Genomic DNA, 20,429 nt, shown 5'->3' with positions numbered 1-20,429 from the left:
GGTAAGGGATGGGGATGGTGCTCAGGCGTCCGGGCTGCTCCGGTCGTCGAAACAATCGATCAGCGCGATCACCAGGTCGCGCGATGCCGTGCGGAACTTCAGGCCGGCGAGCGCGCGGCGTGCCGAGGCCTGATAGCCATGGTTATAGTCGGCCACGATCTGGCCCGCCAGCTTGTGGAAGTCCCTGTGCATGCGTGTCAGGTGCGCAAGGCGATCGGTGGGCAGGGCGTCGTTGCGGTCTATCCAGCGGCCCAGCTGGCACAGGCTCGTCGAGCTGGCTTCGGCATCGTCCAGCGCGTCGGCGCTGGATCGCCCGCTGACGTAGGCGTTGAGCCGCTTGCGCCAGTTGAGGTGGGCCTCGATGGCCTGCTTCAGGTCCAGTCCGTGCCGCCTCCATTCTTCCCGTTCCAGGAACGCGGCCAGGTCGGGCGAGCGTTCGCCGAGCAGCCGGCGCAGCCATGCGTCGATGTCGAGGTCGTCGCGCCGCAGCGCGGTGAGCAGGCGCGACTCTTCCGGGCCGAGGTCGTCGACCGAGGCCAGCAGGAAGTGCTTCTGCAGCATCGCCTCGAACGCCTCCGCCGGCAGCGGCTTGCCGATGAGGTAGCCCTGCAGGAAGTCGCAGCCGAGCTCGCGCAGGAAGCTCACCTGTTCCACGGTCTCGACGCCTTCCGCGGTGACGTGCAGCCCGAGGCTGTGCGCCATGTTGATGATCGCCTCGACGAGATGCGCGTCGTTGCGGTCGTCCGGGCAGTCGTTGATGAAGCTGCGGTCGATCTTGACGATGTCGACGGGGAAGCGCTTGAGATAGGACAGCGACGAGAAGCCGGTGCCGAAGTCGTCCAGCGCGTAGCCGATGCCCAGCGCCTTGATGTCGCGCATGCGCGCCTCCATCGATTCGCTGCCGCCCATCAGCACCGATTCGGTGATCTCGACCATGAGGCTGCCGCGGTCCATGCCGAACTCGTTCAGCACGCCGGCGACCAGGTCGGGCAGCCCCGCTTCGCGGAACTGCACGCCGGACATGTTCACCGCCAGCCGCAGCGTCCCGTGCCCCTGTTCGCGCCACGCCCGGGACTGGCGCGCGGCCTCGCGCAGCGCCCATTCGCCGATGCCGATGATGAGGCCGCTGTCCTCGGCCACGGGGATGAACTCCAGCGGCGACACCGCGCCGCGCTCGGGGTGGGTCCAGCGGATCAGGGCCTCGGCGCCGACCAGTTCGCCGCTGTCGGCATCGACGATGGGCTGGTAGTGCAGCGAGAAGGCCTGCTGCTCGAGCGCCGTGCGCAGGTCCGCCTCGAGCTTCAGTCGCGCCAGCGCGTCGCTCTGCATCTCGCGGGCGTAGAACTGGAAGCGGTTCTTGCCGGCCTGCTTGGACTTGTACATCGCGATGTCGGCGTTGCGGAACAGCGTCTGCACGTCGTCGCCGTCGTCCGGGTAAACGGTGATGCCGACGCTGCCCGACATGCGGTGCTGCATGCCGCCCAGCGAGAACGGATCGCGCAGCACGCTGACGATCTTCTCGGCGATCGCGTTCAGGTCCTCGGGCTCGGCGAGGTCATGCACGACGATCGTGAACTCGTCGCCGCCGAAGCGCGCCACGGTGTCCTGCTCGCGCACGCAGAAGGTCAGGCGGCGCGCGACTTCGACCAGCAGTTCGTCGCCGGTGTCATGCCCCAGCGTGTCGTTGATCCACTTGAAACCGTCCAGGTCGAGGAACAGCAGGCCCACCCGGGTGCGGTAGCGCCGCGCGTGCGTCATCGCCTGGTCGAGGCGGTCCTGCAGCAGGCTGCGGTTGGCGAGGCCGGTGAGCGGGTCAAAGTTGGCCTGGCGCCAGATCGCTTCTTCCTGCTGCTTGCGCTGGGTGATGTCGTTGAACAGCGAGATGAATCCCGCGATCTTGCCGCGGTCGTCATAGATCGCGGAGATCGTCTGCCACTGCGGGTAGATATCGCCGTTCTTGCGCCGGTTCCAGATCTCGGATTCCCACAGGCCCTTGTGGGTCAGCGAATCCCACATGTTCGCGTAAAAGGTCGCGTCGTGGCGCCCGGAAGAGAGCAGCGATGGCCGGCGTCCCAGAACCTCGTCGGCGGCGTAACCGGTGATCGCGGTGAAGGCCGGATTGATTGCCGTGATCTTCGCGTTCGCGTCGGTGGTCATGATTCCCTGGTTCGACGCGTTGAACACCACCATCGCCTGTTTCATGCGGGTCTCGAAGCGCTTGCGCTCGGTGATGTCCTGCATGCTCAACTGCAGCAGCGTTCGGTCGCCGTGGCGGAAGCTCATGCAGCGGATCTCGGCGTCCCACTCCTCGCCGTCCGGGCGGCGGTTGCGCCACTCGAACACGCTCACGCGCGTGTCCAGGCAGCGCGCGAGCTGCTCGTTGCCGGCCTCGCCCGACGGGCGCCCGTCCGGCTGCACCGGCGCGGCGAGGTTGAGCGGGGAGCGGCCGATCATGCTGCGCCGGTCCGGGTAGCCGCACAGGGCCGCCGCGGCGTCGTTGCAGTCGATGAAGCGGCGCGTGCCGGGGTCGAGGATCACCTGCGCGATGTGCGAATGCTCGAACAGGGTCTTGTTGTACGTCTCGCTGTCGACCAGCGCCTGCATCGCCTCCTTCTGCCCGGAGACGTCGTTCATCACGCCGACGAACTGATGGGGTTCGCCGCCGGGGGAGAGGATGGGCGCGATGCGCAGGTCGCTCCAGTACAGCTCGCCGTCCTTGCGCCGGTTGAGCAACTCGCCCTGCCAGCTGTCGCCCCGCAGGATCACGTTCCACAGGTCCGCATACACCTCGCGCGGCGTCTTGCCGGAGCGGAACAATGCCGGCGTCCGCCCGACCGCCTCGTCCGCGGGGTAGCCGGTGATGCGCGTGAACGCCGGGTTCGTATATTCGATTGCCGCCGAGCGGTCGGTAATGACGATGCCCGAGGTGCTCGCATCGACCGCCACCTTGAACAGCCGCAGCCGGTGCGCCGCGCGGCGGCGCTGCTCGAGCAGCACGCCGGCCAGCACGATCAGCAGCAGCGCAATGATCTCGACGTGCATGTGCAGCAGCGTGGTCCGGCCCAGGGTCGAGCGATCCACCACGTGATACACCGTCCATGGCGCGCTGTTCAGGCGTACGCCCGCCAGCAGCCAGCCCTCATGCTCCCTGTAGCCCGACTGCGCGCCATCGACGAGATCCGGCAAGCTGCCCGACAGCTCGCGTGGAAGCGTGCGGTCGACGAGGCGGACCTCCGAATCCCCCGGTTTCACCACCTCGGGGTCGGCGATCAGCTGGCCCTGTTCGTTGGCGACGAAAATCCGGCCGATCTCCATCCCGGGGCCGGCGAGGTAGCCGTTCAGTGTGTCGAGCGTGATGTCGAGCGCGACGATGGCGCGGAAGTGGCCGGCTGAATCGTAGACCGGTGCGGTCACCGAACTCATGATGCCCTTGCCGGCTTCGTCGACGTAAGCCTCGCTCCACTTCAGCGCCCGCTCCGGATTGTTCTCGGGTGCGGCCCGCGTGACGACAGGGTGGGTGAGCATCTCGTCGCGCCACCACAGGTACTTCCATTGTGCATCCAGCGGGTAGACGCTGACGAAGCCCGCGCGCGACGTGTAATACACCCAGGCCGCCTGGGGGACGTTCTCGCGCACGCGCTGGAACACCGGGATCAGGTGCAGCGCGACTTCGATCTCGCGCTCCATCGGTGCGGGGAGGGCTGCGGGGTCGCCGCGACCGAAGACGTAGGCACCGAGGCCGGGCGGTACATCCTCGGGAACGCGCGTCGTGGCGAACAGGCCGGGCTCGGGGAATGTCGCGAAGGCCTTGCGCAGCGGGCTGCGTGCATGGACGACCTCGTCGCGCATCGCGCGCTCCGCCTCCACCCGCAGGATCGCGACGTGGTCGGTTGCGGACTTCGCCGTGGCATCGAGCGCGCCGCTCATCGCCTGCAGGCTCTCCCCCGAAAGACGCAGCGCCGCGGCGACGCGGAAGGACCACAGCTCGTAGAAGCCGAACCCCGCCAGCCCGATCACTGCGGCGTACGCGATGAGCACGACCCGGTTGAGCTGCGGAGCTTTCACACGCCACCTGATTCGCTGGGGGAATGACCGAACCCGGCAAATCTAACTTATTACGGTGACAGGGAGATGCCGAAATGACGGCGGGGCACTCAATTTCTCACGAAACGCGGGGCGGAGATGGCTGCCGCCTCGCAGCGAGCGGCAATCAGCGCCTCTGCCCTGCGTTGTCGACGGTGCGCTCCACGATGCGGCGCAGCAGGGCGCGCGCGAATTCGCCGGAGGGCGATTGCAGCGCCGGCGGCCGCGCGGCCAGGAATACCGTGCGCGGCCGGCCGGGCAGCGTGTACAGCGCCACCGTCATCGGGCACAGCGCGATGTTGCGCACGTCCTCGGCGATCATCCGGCCCGACACCTGCGCGCTGCAGAAGGAAAAGATCTCGGCCTCGCCGTAGAAGTCCGCGCGATGGCCGAGATCCGGCGCCGTGCGCGCGAGCATCTCGCCGAACTGGCTCACCGCCGGCGGAGCCAGCCCCTCATCGACGAACGCGTCGAGCAGGGCTGCACGGGCGTCTGCGTAGGCGAGCGGCTGCAGCTCGCGCACGATGACCTCGTCCGCGGCCCGCACCGCGGCGCCGGCCATGAGCAGGGCGGCGACAAAGAAAACGAGCCCCGCCCGAACGAGCCGGGCAGGGCGGATGCGGTCGCCGTGACGGATCAGGACGCCGCGAAGGAGGAGTGCGTGGCCGGTCAGAATCGGTAGCTCGTCTTGATGCCCGCATACACGCTGCGGGTCGGGCCGGGTTCATAGAAGCGGTCGTTGCCGTCGCCGACGATCACCGAGGCGACGTGTTCCTTGTCGAACAGGTTATCCACGCGCACCATTTCCTGGAAGGTCCAGTGCCCCGAACGCTGCTCGGCAGTCAGGCGCAGGTTGGCCAGCGTGTAACCCGGCGCGGTGCGCTTGGTGTTCGTATCCTCGACGTAGACTTTGCCCCGGTGCAGGACTTCGACAGCCGTCGCCAGACCTTCGCGCGGCTTCCATTCCAACTCGGCGTAGGCCGACAGTGCGGGGATGCCAGGGATGCGCTTGCCGTCCTTCACGAGTTTCTCGTTGGGCGATCGCCCGGTGATGAAATCCTCGTCGTAGATCGCGTGCAGGCGCGTCACCGACAGCTTTCCTCGCCAGTTGCGCGAGAACTCCGTATCGGCCGCAAACTCGACGCCCTGGCGCAGGGTCGAGCCCGCGTTCTTGAACACCGTGCGCCCGCCGGCTGCGGTGTCGACCACCAGTTCGTCCTTGGTGCGGATTTCAAAAACCGCGACATTCATGCGCGTGTTCTCGCCCACGAAGGCCTTCGCTCCGAGCTCATACTGCTTGCTGGTGGCGGGCTTCAGGCCGAAATTGAAACCGTCTGTGGAGGTCGTGCCGGAATAGGAGAGTTCCGTCAGCGTCGGTGTCTCGAAGCCGCGCGCGGCGCTCGCGTAAAGGTTCACGACCGGGCTCAGGTGATAGACGACGCCCAGCGCCGGGGTCGTCTTGCGGTAGCGTACGTCGCCACTGTCGTCGGGGTTGTTCGTCACGATGTACTTGTCGTCCACCTCGAACTTCACGTCGCTGTGGCGCAGCCCGGCCTGCAGCGTCCACTTCTCGAGCTTCCAGCTCGCCTGCACATACGGATCGACGCTGGTCACGGTGTCGGTCTCGTCGCGGCGCAGGGCGCCTTTCACGCCGAATACATTGGGGTTGCTGGAAAGGAAGTTCTGATAGCCCTTGCGCGCATCCTCCGAGCGGTCGTAGTCCATTCCGCCCGTGAGAGTCAGTTCACCCGGCCCGGCCGCGAGCGTATGGGTCCAGCGCGCACCGAGGCCGTGGAAGCTGCGGTCGAAATCGATCACCCCGCCCGAGTGGCGCGGTGCCAGTTGCGGTGCTCGGGGAATCGCCTGATATTGAATCACGCTGCGCTCGCCCGCATAGGCCGAGAGCTGCAAGCGCCCCGCACCGAAGCGCCGCTCGTAGGTCGCGCCGCCCTGGCGGTGGTCGATGCTCTTGCGCGTGTCGAAGCGTTCCGCGACCGTGCGCTTGGGCGTCTGCGGATCGTTCTGGTCGATTTCGCCGTCGCGCGGATCGTCGCGGAACGTCTCCCACTTGATTCCCAGCGGGTCATCCGTGTCGTCCTGCCGCAGCGCGTTCGCCACCAGCGTCAACTTGCTTTCCTGATCGGGCCGGAACACCAGCTTGCCGAAGAGCTGGTCGCGCGTTGCGGCGCTGTGGTCGCGGTAACCGTCGGTATCGAAGCGCGACGCATCCACGACATAACCCACGCCGTTCTTCTCGCCCTCCGCACCGATATCGACCTTGGTCGTGCCCCACGAACCGCCCAGCACCCCGCCGCGCACCGTCGGCGCACCCTTCGGGTCGCGCGAGAACAGCTGGATCACGCCCCCGGCATGGTTGCCGTACACGGTGGAGAAGGGGCCGCGCATGACCTCGATGCGTTCGGCCGTGTCGAGATTGAAGGTCGCCGCCTGGCCCTGGCCGTCCGGCGTGCTGGCGGGAATGCCGTCGGCGATCAGCTTCACGCCGCGCACGCCGAAGGCCGCCCGGCTGCCGAAGCCGCGCACCGAAATCTGCAGGTCCTGGGCGTAGTTCTGGCGGTTCTGCACCACCAGCCCCGGCACCCCCGCGAGCGCCTCCGACGCGTTCACGCCGAGATTGCCCGCCTGCACCGCCTGCATATCGACCGCGTCCACCGAGAAGGGCAGGTCGAAGCTTTCGGCCTCGACGCGGCTGCCGGTCACGACCACCGGATTCAGCGTCGGGGTCGGCTCCGCGGCAAGCGCATGGGATGCTCCCACACAGGCGAGCAGCGCCAGGGGAAGGGGCCGAAGCCGGGTATGCAGGGAGGCTGCGGGCGAATTGCGGGTGGAAGCGAACATGTTTCCGGATCCTGTCGGTTGGAGTACGCCGCGTGTGGCGTTTGTACCAACTTTAAGGATCCGCGCACAGTCCCGCGTCCTTAAGTCCGCGGAATCGACCTACAGAAAATCATGAGATCGTCCGGGCGGATCGCCGCCGGGTGCGGCCTCAGCCGTACCAGATCACGAAATACTTCTGCGGCCAGCGCAAGGTGCGCCACCAACGCTCCCCCGCCTCGTAAAGGGCGACTCCGTCGGCGGACAGGGTGTAATAGTGCGCGCGCGTCCCTTCCTTCGCGCAGGGCACGATGTAACCGTTGCGCTCGAGGAAGCCGAAGTAATGCACCGCCATGGGCGCACCTTCGAGATGCGTGAGACAGGAGAGATCCCACAAGTGGATGAACGGATGCCCCGCATGCATGGACCGCAGCATCTGCAGCACATGCCAGCGATGCGGCAGGGGCTCGCGGCGCGGGGCGTCATCGGAACGTGGAAGCATCACTCTCTCCAGGGGCTGCATTTCCAGGTCGGATCGACGGAGACCCCCGTCCGTTCCACTCGCCGGGGGCGGCAGCGGGGCGGAAGTCAGCCGCAAACTGCATGCAGCCGGCTGAGCGATGCCGGGGGAGCCTTCATCCCGTTTGATTGCGCAGCCGACACTTGATTTATAGCCCGTGGGAAGTGGCTTGTCTCCGCGTCGCGGAAGCTTGTTACGGATGGGGCGACGGTAAGGTCCGCAGGGGCATTTCTGCCCGAACGAGCGTGCGGGCAAGGCGATGCAGGGCGTGCCCGGGATCTCGCCCGTTGACATTTACTGAATTCAGAATACACTCGGCCGTGTGTTAGCGAATTCTGAATACAACGCACCCAGGATATCGCACGCAGGCATTGCCACCTGATCCGGTTCGGGCACCCGCTGCCTGCCGAGTCATAACGGAGGAGATAAGCATGGTCGGCTTCACCCACCGACAATTCGTGGCGGTCGCGACCCTCGCGGGCGCAACGGCGCGGTCGCGCCGGTCCTGTTTCCCGGGATGAAGGAACGGGGCGCGAAGCCGCGTGGCCGCGTCGCGCTGCTGTCCGCGATTGGCGCGCAGACCTGGACGATTCCGCCCAGCAAGGATGCTGGCGGCGGTGGGTGATCACTGCCGGCGCCGGCCCGAATACAGATCCAAAAACGCAAAGGAGCAGGTATGGATTTCTCCCTAAGCCCGGCGCTGCAGGAACTGCAGCTGCGAGTGCGCCGATTCATCGCGGACGAGGTGATTCCGCTCGAGAAGGATGCGCGCCAGACGGTCCATGGTCCGAGCGAGGACCTGCGCAACGAACTGGTCGCCAAGGCACGTGCAGCGGGCTTGCTGACGCCCCACGCCTCACGCGAGATGGGCGGCCTGGGCCTGTCGCACGTCGAGAAGGCGGTGGTGTTCGAGGAGGCCGGCTATTCGACGCTGGGGCCGACGGCGCTGAACATCCACGCACCCGACGAAGGCAACATCCACCTGATGGAAGTCGTGGCCTCGGAGGCGCAGAAGGAGCGCTGGCTGCGCCCGCTGGTGCAGGGCAAGACGCGCTCCGCATTCGCGATGACCGAGCCCCCGCCGGGCGCCGGCGCGGATCCCTCGATGCTCGCGACGACCGCGGTGCGCGATGGCGACGAGTACGTCATCAACGGCACGAAGTGGTTCATCACCGGCGCCGAAGGGGCCTCGTTCGCGATCATCATGGCGAAGATGGAGGACGGCTCGGCGACGATGTTCCTGTCCGACATGGACCAGCCGGGCATCGAGCACGTGCGCACGATGGACGCGCTCGACACCTGCTTCACGGGCGGGCATGGCGTGCTGCGCTTCAACAACCTGCGCGTGCCGGCGACCGACGTGCTGGGCGAGCTGGGCAAGGGCTTCCGCTACGCGCAGGTCCGCCTCGCGCCGGCACGCCTGACGCACTGCATGCGCTGGCTGGGCCAGGCACGCCGCGCCCACGACGCGGCGCTGGCGCACGCGCGCAGCCGCCAGGCCTTTGGCCGCACGCTCGGCGAGCACGAAGGCGTGAGCTTCATGCTCGCCGACAACGAGATCGACCTGCAGACCGCGCGCCTGCACATCTGGCATACCGCGTGGCTGCTCGACCAGGGCGAGCGCTGCAACTTCGAGTCGAGCCGCGCGAAGGTCGCGTGCTCGGAGGCCGAATGGCGCATCGTCGATCGCAGCGTGCAGATACTGGGCGGGCAGGGCGTCACCCACGAGACCATCGTCGCGCGCATCTTCTCCGACATGCGGGCCTTCCGCGTCTATGACGGCCCGAGCGAGGTGCACCGCTTCAGCATGGGCAAGAAGATCGTCGCCGGCCGTGGCGATGCGAGCGTGAAGCCGCAGGAGCAGCGCTGATGGACAAGGACTATCTCGGCGGGCTGTTCGCGCTCGAGGGCAAGGTGGCGCTCGTCACCGGGGCCTCCAGCGGCCTGGGGCGGCACTTCGCCGCGCTGCTCGCACGCGCCGGGGCACAGGTCGTCGTCACCGCGCGCCGCGCAGATAAGCTGCAGGAGCTCGTCGGCGAGATCGAGGCCGCGGGTGGGCGGGCGCAGGCCGTGTCGATGGACGTGACGGACGCGGCGAGCGTCAGAGCCGCGTTCGACGCGGCAGCGGCCGGGGCCGGCGTGCCTGACGTCGTCATCAACAACGCCGGCCAGACGATCACGAAGCCCCTGCTGCAGCAGACCGGGGCCGACTGGGACAATGTCATGGACCCCAACCTCAAGGGCTGCTTCCTCGTCGCGACCGAGGCGGCCCGTCGCATGGTCGATGCGGGCAAGGGCGGCAGCATCGTGAACATCGCCTCGATCCTCGGCGAGCGCGTGGGCGGCGGCGTCGCGCCCTACACGATCTCGAAGGCCGGCGTGCTGCAGGCGACCAAGGCGATGGCACTCGAACTCGCGCGCCACGGCATCCGCGTCAACGCGCTGATGCCGGGCTACGTGATCACGGACCTGAACCGGGATTTCCTCACGAGCGAGGCGGGCGACAAGCTGCGAATGCGCATCCCCAGCCGGCGCTTTTGCGAGCTGTCGGACCTCGACGGCCCCTTGCTGCTGCTCGCTTCCGATGCCGGCGCAGCGATGTCGGGGGCCTGCGTGGCGGTCGATCGCGCTCACCTGGTGGGCGGACTTTGAGCATGGTGGAAGGACAAATGGAAGAAATTTCACGCAAGGCGGTCGAACGCTTCATCGCGACCTCGGCCGGTGCCTCGTCGGTGGCGATCGTCGGGTCGAAGCTGTTGTCCGGCGGGGCGGTGCAGGAAAACTGGCTCGTCGATCTGGAGATCGAAGGCGGGCCGCGCGCCGGTCGGCTGGAATGCGTGCTGCGCTGCGACTCGCCGACGGCAGGGGTGGCGATCAGCCACGGGCGCTCGCACGAATTCGCGCTGCTGAAGACGGTGTTCGATGCGGGCGTGCGGGTGCCCGAGCCCCTGTGGCTGTGCGAGGACAAGGAGGTGTTCGGACGGCCCTTCTTCCTGATGCGGCGCATCGGCGGTACGGCCGCCGCGCATGTCCTGGTCAAGGATCGCCGCCTCGGTGGCGACCGCGTGCAGTTGGCCGAACAGCTCGGCCGCGAGCTGGCCCGCATCCACTCGGTGCGCCCGCCGCAAGCCGCGCTCGATTTCCTGCCGCAGTACGAGGATTCGCCCGCGCTGCACCGCGTGGCGCAGCATCGCGCCTTCCTCGATGGCCACCACACGGCCTACCCCGCGCTGGAATGGGGGCTGCGCTGGCTCGAGCGCCACGCGCCGGCGCGCGGGCTCGTCACGCTGTGCCATGGCGACTACCGCACCGGCAACTACATGGTCGACGAAAACGGCCTCACCGGCATCCTGGACTGGGAGTTCGCCAGCTGGAGCGATCCGCACGAGGACCTCGGCTGGCTGTGCGCCAAATGCTGGCGCTTCGGCAATTTCGCGGAGGAGGCCGGCGGCGTCGGCGCACGCGAGGACTTCTATCGCGGCTATGAAAGGGAGTCCGGGCGGCGCGTGGATCGCGACGCGGTGCGATACTGGGAAGTCATGGCGCACACAGGATGGGCGGTGATTGCGGTCCAGCAGGCGGAGCGGCACTGTTCGGGCGAGGAGAATTCGCTCATGTTGGCACTGACCGGCCATATCGTCCCCGAGCTCGAATGGGAAATCCTCAACATGACGGAGAACGACTGATGCGCGAGCAACCGAAGGGCGATGCGCTGCTGGCCACCGCGCGCCAGATCCTGCGCGACGATGTGCTGCCGGCGCTGCCGGCCGACCGCAAGTACGCGCTGCTGATGGTGATGAATGCGATGTCGATCGCCGAGCGCCAGCTGCGTAACGGCGATGCGCCCGAAGTGCAGGAGCTCGCCGAACTGCGCGAGCTGCTCGACGACTCGAAGGCAAGCCCGGCGGAAGGCAACCGCCAGCTCGCGCGGCTGCTGCGCGCGGGGGCAGGCGACCCCGGCGCACCGCAACGCGCCGCACTGTTCGCCCATCTGCGCGCGGCCGGCCGCAGGCGGCTGGCGGAAAGCAATCCCAAGGTGCTCCCCGGGGAGCCGCGATGAGCATTCTGCTCTTCATGCGGCACGGCCAGGCGGCGTTCGGCGAGACACGCTACGACGTGCTGTCCGAGGTCGGGGTGGCCCAGGCTCGGGCGACCGGGGCCTGGATGCGCGAGCGTGGCGACGCGCTCGCCACCGTATGGCACGGGCCGCGCCAGCGGCACGTGGAGACCGCGGCACAGCTGCTGTCGGGCGCCGGAACCGGCCGGGAAGCCCAGCTCGTGCCCGGGCTCGACGAATTTGCCGAGGGCGAGGAAGTGCTCGATGCGGCCAGCCTGCTGTTCGGCCGTCCGATGAGCGGGCCCGGGGCCCCTTCGCGCGCCGAGCAGTTGCGCTGCTATGAGGCTGCATACGAGGCGTGGTCCCGCGGCGAAGTCGACATCGCCGGACGGGCGTCCTACGGTGAGTTCCGACGAGGCGTGCGCCAGTGGATGCAGGACGTCGTCGCCGCTCCCGGCGCTCCCTCCGGCCAGCAGATTCTGGCGGTGACCTCGGGGGGCGTCATCGCCGCCGCCGTCTGCGACGTTCTCGGCCTGCCCGATACGCAGTGGTGCGCGCTCGTCCGCGTGATCAACAACGCATCCACCACCGAGATCGTGTTTTCGAAGGGGCGCGTCGGCCTGCGCACTTTCAACGGCTCCGCACACCTGAAACGTGAGCTGACGTCTCCCATCTGACTTCCTGCCGCGAGCGGAGCGGCGCGTCTTCGGCGTCCAGTTTCGAATTCGTCGCGCGTTCGCGGTGTCTTGCGGGAATGCTCTCGGATGGTTGGCGTCGGGACAAGAACGATGGAGATGCATCAATGCTGCGACGGTTTGTGCCCGCCTGGCCGCTGCCGGCCGCGCCGCTCAGGCGAGCGATGAAACGCCGCGGCCCGCAGGGCGAAGGGTGGCTGCGCGCGGTGTCGCTCGCCGCCTTCCTTGTGCTGTGGCAGCTCGCAGCAGCGCTCTTCGCCAGTTCCACGCTGCCCCCGCCGGCCACGGTGTTCGCGCGCATCGCCGCGGAGACCGCCTCGCTCGCGCTCCCCACCCATCTGGCCATCACCCTCGCGCGCGTGGCCGTCGCCTTCGGGCTGGCGATGGCGATCGGTGCCGCGATCGGCATCGCCATGGGACGCTGGCGCCGGCTCGATGCGCTGCTCGACGGCTGGCTCGTGCTCGGGCTCAACATCCCGGCGCTGGTGACCATCATCCTGTGCTACGTGTGGTTCGGCCTCAACGACGCGGCCGCCATCGTCGCCGTCGCCGTGAACAAGATCCCCACCGTCGTCGTCACCGTGCGCGAAGGCGCGCGCGCCATCGATGCCCGCCTGATGCAGGTCGCCCACGCCTACCGGCTGCCGCGGCTGCGCACCTTCACCCACGTCTATCTGCCCCAGCTCTATCCTTACCTGATGGCAGCGGCGCGCTCGGGGCTGTCGCTCATCTGGAAGATCGTCCTCGTCGTCGAGCTTCTCGGGCGCAGCAACGGTGTCGGCTTCCAACTCAACCTGTTCTTCCAGCTCTTCGACATCGCTGGCATCCTCGCCTACACGCTCGTGTTCGCCGCCGTCGTGCTCGTCGTCGAAGCGGCCGGCCTGCGCCCGCTCGAGCGGCGGCTCACGCGCTGGAGAAGCTGAATGCTCGACATCGCCATCGACCGCAAGACCTACCCCGACCGCGCCGGCGCCCCGCACCTCGCGCTCGCGGGACTGCACCTCACGGCCGCCCCCGGCGAGTTCGTGTGCGTCGTCGGCCCCTCGGGCTGCGGCAAGAGCACGCTGCTCAACGTCGTCGGCGGCCTCGACCGCGATGTCGAGGGCCGCGTGCGCCTGGCCGGCGCCGACAGCGCCCACGACATCGGCTTCATGTTCCAGGAGCCGCGCCTGATGCCCTGGCTCACCGTGCTCGAGAACGTCCTCCTCGTCACCGACGCGAGCCCCGCGGCGCGCCAGCGCGCGCGCGAACTCCTCGTCGCGATGGGCCTCGCCGACGTGCTCGACGCCTACCCCGGGCGGCTGTCCGGCGGCATGCAGCGGCGCGTCGCGCTCGCGCGCGCCTTCGTCATCGAACCGAAGCTGCTCCTCATGGACGAGCCCTTCGTCTCGCTCGACGTGCCCACCGCCAACCGCCTGCGCGCGATGCTGGTCGAACAGTGGCAGCGCTCGCGCGCGACCGTGCTCTTCGTCACCCACGACCTGCGCGAAGCGCTCGCGCTCGCCGACCGCATCTGCTTCCTCTCGGCCGCCCCCGGGCGTGTCGTGCTCGAACTCCCCCTCACGCTCGCACGTCCGCGCGCCCCCGATGGTGCTGCCGTGCAGGCGCTGCACGCCGAGCTTCTTGCCCGGCACCCCGAGCTCCTCGCCGGGCTCACCAGCGACCCGCACGAGACCCAGGATGAATGAACGCATGAACACGGCCGTCGACGTCTCCCCCATGACCCGCAATGCGACGCAGGCGGGCGCCGCGCTCGAGCTCGCCGACGTGCGCAAGGCCTACGGCGCGCGGGAAGCCCTGCGCGGCGTCACGCTCGCCGTGCGCCGCGGCGAGTTCGTCGCGCTGCTGGGCCCCAACGGTGCGGGCAAGAGCACGCTGTTCCAGCTCCTGACCGGCCTCTTCAATGCCGACTCCGGGCGGCTCGTCGTGTGCGGCCACGACATCCGCAAGGCGCCGGTCGCGGCGCTCGCGCACCTGGGCGTGGTGTTCCAGCAGAGCACGCTCGACCTCGACCTGGGCGTCGCCGCGAACCTCAAGTTCCACGCCGCGCTGCACGGTCTCGGCGGGCGCCACGCACGCGAACGCGTCGCCGACGCGCTGGCCCGCCTCGGCCTCACCGAGCGCGCAGGCGACCCCGTGCGCGAACTCTCCGGCGGCAACCGGCGCAAGGTCGAGCTTGCGCGCGCCCTCGTGCACGAGCCCGCGGTGCTGCTCATGGACGAGGCCACCGTCGGCCTCGACCCCGCCTCGCGCCGCCAACTCCTCGACGAAGTGCTCGCACTGCGCGACCGTGGGGTGGCCGTGCTGTGGGCGACCCACCTCGTCGACGAGGCCGAAGCGGCCGACCGCGTCGTCGTGCTGCACCGCGGCCAGATCCTCGCCGAAGGGCCGCCCGCGGCGCTCGCCGCACAGGCGGGCGCGACGACTCTCGCTGCGGCCTTCCTGGCGATGACCGGCGACGAGCGCAGCGACTGAACACCTTCCCGACATAAGAACCGACATTGAAAATCCGACCCCGAGAGGAGCCCCGCCTGATGTTCCGCCCCCGACTCATCGCCGCCTGCGTCCTCACGCTCGCCGCGGGCGCCGCCGCCGCCAAAGGCACCGGCTACGTCTTCGTCAGCAGCGAGAACGACCACGCCGTGACCGTGCTCGACAGCAAGAGCTGGCAGGTCGTCAAGACCATCGCCACCGGCCAGCGCCCGCGCGACATGCGTCTCGCGCCCGACCGCAGCCAGCTCTATGTGATCGCCAGCAAGGCCAACCGTGTCGACGTCATCGACATCGCGCAGCTCAAGGTGGCGCACAGCATCCCCGTCGGCGAGGATCCCGAAATGTTCGACCTCTCGCCCGACGGCAAGCGCCTTTACGTCTCCAACGAGGAGGACGCGCAGGTGTCGGTGATCGACGTCGCGACGAAGAAGGCCGTCGCGCGCATCGAGGTCGGCGAGGAGCCCGAGGGCGTGCGCCTGTCGCCGGACGGCAAGCGCGTGTATGCGACCTCCGAAGTCGCCAACATGGTGCACGTCATCGACACCGCGACGCACAAGATCGTCGCCAACGTCGTCGTTGCCAACCGCCCGCGCCGCTTCGCGATGACGCCGGACGGCGCCGAGGTGTGGGTCACCTCCGAGCTCGGCGGGAAGGTCAGCATCCTCGACGGCGCGACCCACGCCGTGAAGGCCACGATCGCCTTCACGCCCAAGGGCTTTCGTGCCGACGACGTCACTCCGGTGGGCATCGCGATGACGGGCGACGGCAAGACTGCATATGTCACGCTCGGGCGCGCCAATCACATCGCAGTGGTGAACGTTGCCAGCCGCAAGGTCGAGGATTACGTGCTGGTGGGCAACCGCGCCTGGGGCGCGACGCTCAATCGCGACGGCAGCCTCCTGTTCGTCGCCAACGGTCTTTCGGACGACATCTCCATCGTCGACACCAAGAGCCGCAAGGTGCTGCGTTCGGTGCCGGTCGGGCGCGTGCCGCACACGGTGGTGATCGACGATTGAGGGCGGCCCCATGCGCATGAACTTTGGACGACTCCTGCGGGTGAGCCTCGGCGTCACCGCGCTCGCCTTGACCGCCTCGGCCTTTGCCGCCACCAGCGTGCGCCTCGCTCACCTCGAGCTGGAGAGCGATGCGCGCTACGACGAGACGAAGCTCTTCTTCCGCGGCCTCGCCCAGCCCCTCGGGCGCCCCTTCGCCGGCGCCGAGGTCGCGCTGCGTGAAGCGCGCTTCGTCGGCCAGGCGGTGGGCGCCGAGTTCGCGCTCGAACGCGTCACGGGCGCCGACGCCAAGGCGCTCGCAGCAGCGATCGACAAACTCAACAAGGAAGGCGTGCGCTATTTCCTGCTCGATGCCCCCGGTGCGGTGGTGGCCGAGGTCGCGAAGGCGGTGCGGGGGAGGGAGCTGCTGCTCTTCAACGTTTCCGCACCCGACGATGCGCTGCGCCAGGCGCAGTGCCAGCCGAACCTCCTGCACACCCTGCCCAACGACGCGATGCGCATGGACGCGCTGGCGCAGTACCTGGTGTCGAAGAAGTGGAGGAACGTCCTCATGCTCGAAGGCCCGCGCCCCGAGGACAAGCTCATGGCGGACGCCTTCGACCGTGCCGCGAAGCGCTTCGGCGTGAAGCTCGTCGAGCGTCGCCCCTTCGTGCTCTCCAACGACCCGCGCCAGCGCGACCAGGGCAACGTCGCGCTGCTCACCGCCGGCAGTGATCACGACGCCGTCTTCGTCGCCGACACGGACGGCGAGTTCGCGCGCAGCGTCCCCTACCGCACGGTGCGCGCGCGCCCGGTGGTGGGCAGCGAAGGCCTCGCCGCGGCGGCCTGGTCGTGGGCGTGGGAGCGCCACGGTGCGCCGCAACTCAACAGTCGCCTGGAAAAGCACGCCGGGCGCAAGATGGCCGACCCCGACTGGGCCGCGTGGATCGCGGTGAAAGCGGTCGTCGAGGCGGTCGTGCGCACGCAGAACGCTCCCTTCGCCACGGTCGCGAAATACCTCAAGGGCGAGGAGATCACGCTCGACGGCTTCAAGGGCAACCGCCTGGGCTTCCGCCCGTGGGACAACCAGCTGCGCCAGCCCATCCTGCTCGCGACCCACAACGCCGTGATCGAGCGCGCCCCGATCGCGGGCTTCCTGCACCCGACCAACAACCTCGACACCCTCGGCTTCGACCAGCGCGACAGCCGCTGCGCGTTCTGAACCGGAATCGCTGCCCATGAGACTCTCCCACGCATGGCTCGCGCTGCAGGCGATCACCGGCCGCGAGCTCGCCAAGTTCGTGCGCCAGGGCGGGCGCTTCGCCTCGGCCCTCGTGCGCCCGCTCTTGTGGCTCGTCGTCTTCGCCGCCGGCTTCCAGAACGTCTTCGGCGTATCGATCATCCCGCCCTACGACACCTACATCCCGTACCAGGTCTACATCGTGCCGGGCCTGCTGGGCATGGTGCTGCTCTTCAACGGCATGCAGTCCTCGCTCGCGATGGTGTACGACCGCGAGATGGGGATGATGCGGCTGCTGCTCACCGCGCCGCTGCCGCGCGGGTATCTGCTCTTCGCCAAGCTCCTTGCCGGCACCCTGCTGTCGGTGCTGCAAGCCTACGTCTTTCTCGTGATCGCATGGCTCTTCGGCGTCGAGGTGCCGTGGTCGGGCTGGCTCACCGCCCTGCCGGTGATCGTGCTCGCGGGCATGATGCTGGGCGCGCTGGGGCTGCTGCTGTCGGTGCAGGTGCGCCAGCTGGAGAACTTCGCCGGCACGATGAACTTCGTGATCTTCCCGATGTTCTTCGTCTCGCCCGCGCTGTATCCGCTGTGGAAGCTCGAGGAGTCAGGTGCGGCCGTCGTGCATGCGGTGGCGCAGTGGAACCCCTTCACGCACGCGGTCGAGGCGATCCGCTTCGCGCTCTACGGCCAGTTCGCCGCCACCTCGCTCGCGATCGTCGCGGGCTGCTTGGCGGTGTTCTTCGTCCTCGCGGTGCGCGGCTACGATCCGCAACGTGGGATGCTCAGGCGGGCGGGGGGCAAGCCTGCTTGAGTTGCGGCGCCGGCAGCGGGACGTAAAAAAAAGCAGACCGATTTCGCGGCCTGCCCTGTTGGAGGATTGCCAGCTTACGCCGTGATCGAGTCGTCTTCCGTCGTCGCGCCGCTTTCCTGAAGACGCGCGATCATGAAGTCCGCCGCCTGCGAGATGTGCTGGCGGCCGAGTTCCTCCGCCTTCTGCGCGTCGCCGGCCGCGATCGCTTCGAGGATGGCTTCGTGCTGGCCCCAGACGTTGCGCGGCTGTTCCTCGTTGGTCAGCACTTCGCCCATCACGCGCTGCGTGTTCGTCCAGTGCGCCTCCATCGCCGGCGCGACGAAGGGATTCTCCGACATCGCGTAGATGAAGTGGTGGAAGGCCATGTCCGCCGCGATCATTTCGTTGTACGAGCCCGCCGCCACCGCCTTGCGGCCGGCGCGGATGAGCGCGGGCCCCTTGGCCTTCGCCTGCTTGGCGTTGAGTTCGGCGGCCCGGCGACATGCCAGGCCCTCGATCACGGCGCGCATGTCGTACATGTTGCGCACGTACCGCACATCGAGCGGGGCGACGAGCAGGCCGCGGCCGGGCGCGTCGCGCAGCACGCCCTGGTTGCGCAGCAGCGCCAGGGCCTGCTGGACGGGCTGGCGTGAGACCCCCAGTTCCTTGGCGATCTGCTCCTGAATGATCCGCGAGCCCGGGCGCAGCCTGCCGCCCGAAATTTCCTCGAGGATCGCCTTATGGACTTGCTCGACGAGCTTGGGTTGGGTTTCAAGGATTTTCATGGTGCATAACTCTATCGCGTCAGTGGGAGCTCAAGCTAGAGCCGACCAGGATCTACTCTGCGGCCTTGCCGTCGCGCCAGCGTCGTTCCGCGTCGTTCCACGCCGCCAGCGGCTGCAGGTCGGGCACCCAGGCGAGGCCGGACTTGGCGTCGGACGATGCGGCATCCGGCGTCACGAGCACGTCGAGCAGGGCCGGGCGGTTCGCGAGCGCGCGCTGGATCGCAGCAGGCAGATCTTCCGCCTTTTCGACGCGTTCTGCGTGCATTCCGAATGCGCGAGCCATCGCGGCGTGATCGGCGAACTGTAGCCGGGTTCCGACGACTTTGCCGTGCGTTTCCTGCTGGTCGCGCACCTCGATCGCCCAGGAGCCGTTATTCGCTACGACAACAAGGACGGGCGCTTTGTGCCGCGCTGCGGTGTCGAGCTCCATCGCGTTGAAGCCGAAGGCGCCGTCGCCGGTCGCAACCACGACGGTGCGGTCGGGGCAGGCCAGGCTCGCGGCGACGCCGAACGGGGTGCCCACGCCGATGCAGCCCAGCGAACCGGGGTCGAGATAGGTCGTCGCGGGCAGGCCGACGCGTGCGAAGCTCAGGAAGTCGCCGCCGTCCGCGACAACGACCGCGTCCTCCGGCAGCGCGTCACGCAGCGCGGAGACGAGGCGGTTGGGATGCATCAGGCCGTCGCTGCCTGCCGGCGCGTTGCGCATCGACTGCACGAGCTTTTCTGCGCGTTCGCAGTGCTTCGCGCGCAGGGCGCGCGTCCATTCGACGTCGGTTGCGGGGACGCGGTCGCCGGCGGCTTTCAGGATCGCGTCCAGCGCGAGTGCGGGCGTCGCCATCACTTCGACCGAGCCGCGACGGTTGTCGCGCAGCTCGGCGGCGCAGTCCGCGATACGCAGGAACTTGGCGTCGCCGAAGACGGCGGGAGAGCCGTAAGCGAGCTGGAAGTCCAGGCGCCGGCCGACGGTGATCACCAGGTCCGCCTGGCCCATCACCGAGCCGCGCATCGCTGCGACGACCGAGGGATGGTCTTCCGGAACCAGGCCGCGGCTCTCGCCCGTATCGAGGTAGGCCGCCTGCAGGCGCGACAGCAACTCGCACAGCGCGGGCCCGGCGCCCTGCGCGCCGCGGCCGGAGATCACGAGCGGGCGCTTGGCCGACCATAGCAGCTCGACCGCGGCCTGCACGGCACCGGCGTCGGGGGCCTGCTTCGGCATGGGCTTTGGCGCGAAGTGCTCGGGCATCTGGATGGCCTGCGGCACTTCGCCGCGCAGCGTGTCGACGGGGAAGTCGAGATACACCGGGCCCGGCTCTCCGCCCTGGCCGACGGCGCGCGCCACCGCCTCGTCGAGTTCCTGCAGCACCAGCTCGGGCTGGCGCACGGTGCGCGCGTAGCGGGTGATGGGGCGCACAAAATCGATGTGGACCACGTCCTGCAGCGCGCCGCGGTTTTCCTGCGCCTGTGGCGGCAGGCCCGACAGCACCAGCACCGGCACGCGGGCGACGTGGGCATTGGCGATGCCGGTCATCGCGTTGGTGACGCCGGGACCTGCGGTGACCAGGGCGACGCCGAAGCCGCCGTTCAGCTGGGCTTCGGCGTGGGCCATGTACACCGCCGCGCGTTCGTCGCGCACGTCCACGATCTGGATGCCTTCGGCGTCCAGCCGCATCCAGATCGGCATGATATGGCCGCCGCACAGGGCATAGACGCGCTTGACGCCGCGCTGCCTGAGAAAGCGCGCGATGACCGCCGCCGACGACTGCTCCGAAATTGCCATGGTGCTCATGTGTCTCCTCCTGTTGTTCGTGCCTGCGCCGCTACCTTGGGGTGGGGGGGCGGGTGGGGACGGTGCAAGGCGGTGTTGCAAAAGGCGTCGTTTCGCTTAGAATCCTATCGCATTCTGAATTCAGAAGTCCATAAAATCTTCGGTGTTCAGAAT

General features: G+C 68.4%; 17 protein-coding genes. 11 read left to right on the top strand and 6 right to left on the bottom strand.

All coding sequences use genetic code 11. The features are described 5' to 3' along the window. Positions 1-21: 21 nt before the first annotated feature. From U5817_RS17010 to U5817_RS16995, 4 genes are all read right to left on the bottom strand, one after another. A complete protein-coding gene (locus U5817_RS17010) occupies positions 22-4,065 on the bottom strand; it encodes an EAL domain-containing protein (RefSeq protein WP_407278157.1) in 4,044 nt (1,347 codons plus the stop codon). Positions 4,066-4,210: 145 nt separating this feature from the next. Further along, on the bottom strand, positions 4,211-4,645 hold the full coding sequence (locus tag U5817_RS17005) for a DUF302 domain-containing protein (RefSeq protein ID WP_407278156.1): 435 nt from the start codon (positions 4,643-4,645) through the stop codon (positions 4,211-4,213). Between the two features lie 107 nt (positions 4,646-4,752). After that, complete coding sequence (locus U5817_RS17000; protein WP_407278155.1) at positions 4,753-6,942, bottom strand: TonB-dependent receptor family protein; 2,190 nt, start codon at positions 6,940-6,942, stop codon at positions 4,753-4,755. 148 nt (positions 6,943-7,090) lie between these two features. Then, positions 7,091-7,420 carry a hypothetical protein gene (locus U5817_RS16995; protein ID WP_169132904.1) on the bottom strand — a complete coding sequence of 110 codons (330 nt, stop codon included), beginning with the start codon at positions 7,418-7,420 and terminating at the stop codon, positions 7,091-7,093. Between the two features lie 694 nt (positions 7,421-8,114). On the opposite strand from U5817_RS16995, the gene U5817_RS16990 reads away from it, so the two are divergent. The 11 genes from U5817_RS16990 to U5817_RS16940 all read left to right on the top strand — a co-directional run bounded on the left by U5817_RS16990 (position 8,115) and on the right by U5817_RS16940 (position 17,726). Continuing rightward, positions 8,115-9,308 carry an acyl-CoA dehydrogenase family protein gene (locus U5817_RS16990; RefSeq protein ID WP_169132903.1) on the top strand — a complete coding sequence of 398 codons (1,194 nt, stop codon included), beginning with the start codon at positions 8,115-8,117 and terminating at the stop codon, positions 9,306-9,308. Continuing rightward, positions 9,308-10,090, top strand: coding sequence for an SDR family NAD(P)-dependent oxidoreductase (locus U5817_RS16985; RefSeq protein ID WP_169132902.1), 783 nt, complete (start codon positions 9,308-9,310; stop codon positions 10,088-10,090). Before U5817_RS16990 ends, U5817_RS16985 begins: the two co-directional genes overlap by 1 nt. A gap of 17 nt (positions 10,091-10,107) precedes the next feature. Then, positions 10,108-11,124 carry a phosphotransferase family protein gene (locus U5817_RS16980; RefSeq protein ID WP_169132901.1) on the top strand — a complete coding sequence of 339 codons (1,017 nt, stop codon included), beginning with the start codon at positions 10,108-10,110 and terminating at the stop codon, positions 11,122-11,124. After that, complete coding sequence (locus tag U5817_RS16975; RefSeq protein WP_169132900.1) at positions 11,124-11,498, top strand: DUF6285 domain-containing protein; 375 nt, start codon at positions 11,124-11,126, stop codon at positions 11,496-11,498. The genes U5817_RS16980 and U5817_RS16975 overlap by 1 nt, the downstream gene beginning before the upstream one ends. After that, complete coding sequence (locus tag U5817_RS16970) at positions 11,495-12,172, top strand: histidine phosphatase family protein (protein WP_169132899.1); 678 nt, start codon at positions 11,495-11,497, stop codon at positions 12,170-12,172. Before U5817_RS16975 ends, U5817_RS16970 begins: the two co-directional genes overlap by 4 nt. Positions 12,173-12,354: 182 nt before the next feature. Further along, positions 12,355-13,113 (top strand): ABC transporter permease, encoded by a 759-nt coding sequence (locus tag U5817_RS16965; RefSeq protein WP_407281094.1) that lies wholly within the window; start codon positions 12,355-12,357, stop codon positions 13,111-13,113. Continuing rightward, entirely contained in the window at positions 13,114-13,878 is a 765-nt protein-coding gene (locus U5817_RS16960) for an ABC transporter ATP-binding protein (RefSeq protein ID WP_169132967.1), read from the top strand. 4 nt (positions 13,879-13,882) lie between these two features. Continuing rightward, positions 13,883-14,665: an ABC transporter ATP-binding protein gene (locus U5817_RS16955; RefSeq protein WP_407278154.1), complete on the top strand. Its 783-nt coding sequence runs from the start codon at positions 13,883-13,885 to the stop codon at positions 14,663-14,665. Positions 14,666-14,724: 59 nt separating this feature from the next. Continuing rightward, on the top strand, positions 14,725-15,699 hold the full coding sequence (locus U5817_RS16950) for a PQQ-dependent catabolism-associated beta-propeller protein (protein ID WP_407278153.1): 975 nt from the start codon (positions 14,725-14,727) through the stop codon (positions 15,697-15,699). Between the two features lie 16 nt (positions 15,700-15,715). After that, complete coding sequence (locus U5817_RS16945) at positions 15,716-16,897, top strand: ABC transporter substrate-binding protein (RefSeq protein ID WP_407281093.1); 1,182 nt, start codon at positions 15,716-15,718, stop codon at positions 16,895-16,897. 16 nt (positions 16,898-16,913) lie between these two features. Beyond that, entirely contained in the window at positions 16,914-17,726 is an 813-nt protein-coding gene (locus U5817_RS16940) for an ABC transporter permease (protein WP_407278152.1), read from the top strand. 74 nt (positions 17,727-17,800) lie between these two features. On the opposite strand, the gene U5817_RS16935 is transcribed toward U5817_RS16940, so the two are convergent. Together U5817_RS16935 and U5817_RS16930 are read right to left on the bottom strand one after the other, a co-directional pair. Next, positions 17,801-18,490, bottom strand: a complete 690-nt coding sequence (locus U5817_RS16935; protein ID WP_169133015.1) for a GntR family transcriptional regulator — start codon at positions 18,488-18,490, stop codon at positions 17,801-17,803. Positions 18,491-18,542: 52 nt separating this feature from the next. Then, complete coding sequence (locus U5817_RS16930) at positions 18,543-20,276, bottom strand: thiamine pyrophosphate-binding protein (protein ID WP_407278151.1); 1,734 nt, start codon at positions 20,274-20,276, stop codon at positions 18,543-18,545. Between the last annotated feature and the right edge of the window lie 153 nt (positions 20,277-20,429).

Source organism: Aromatoleum evansii, assembly GCF_045689615.1.
Taxonomy (GTDB): Bacteria; Pseudomonadota; Gammaproteobacteria; order Burkholderiales; family Rhodocyclaceae; genus Aromatoleum; species Aromatoleum evansii.
The sequence above is the reverse complement of the archived record's forward strand: the minus strand, read 5'-3'. Positions and strand labels throughout refer to the sequence as shown.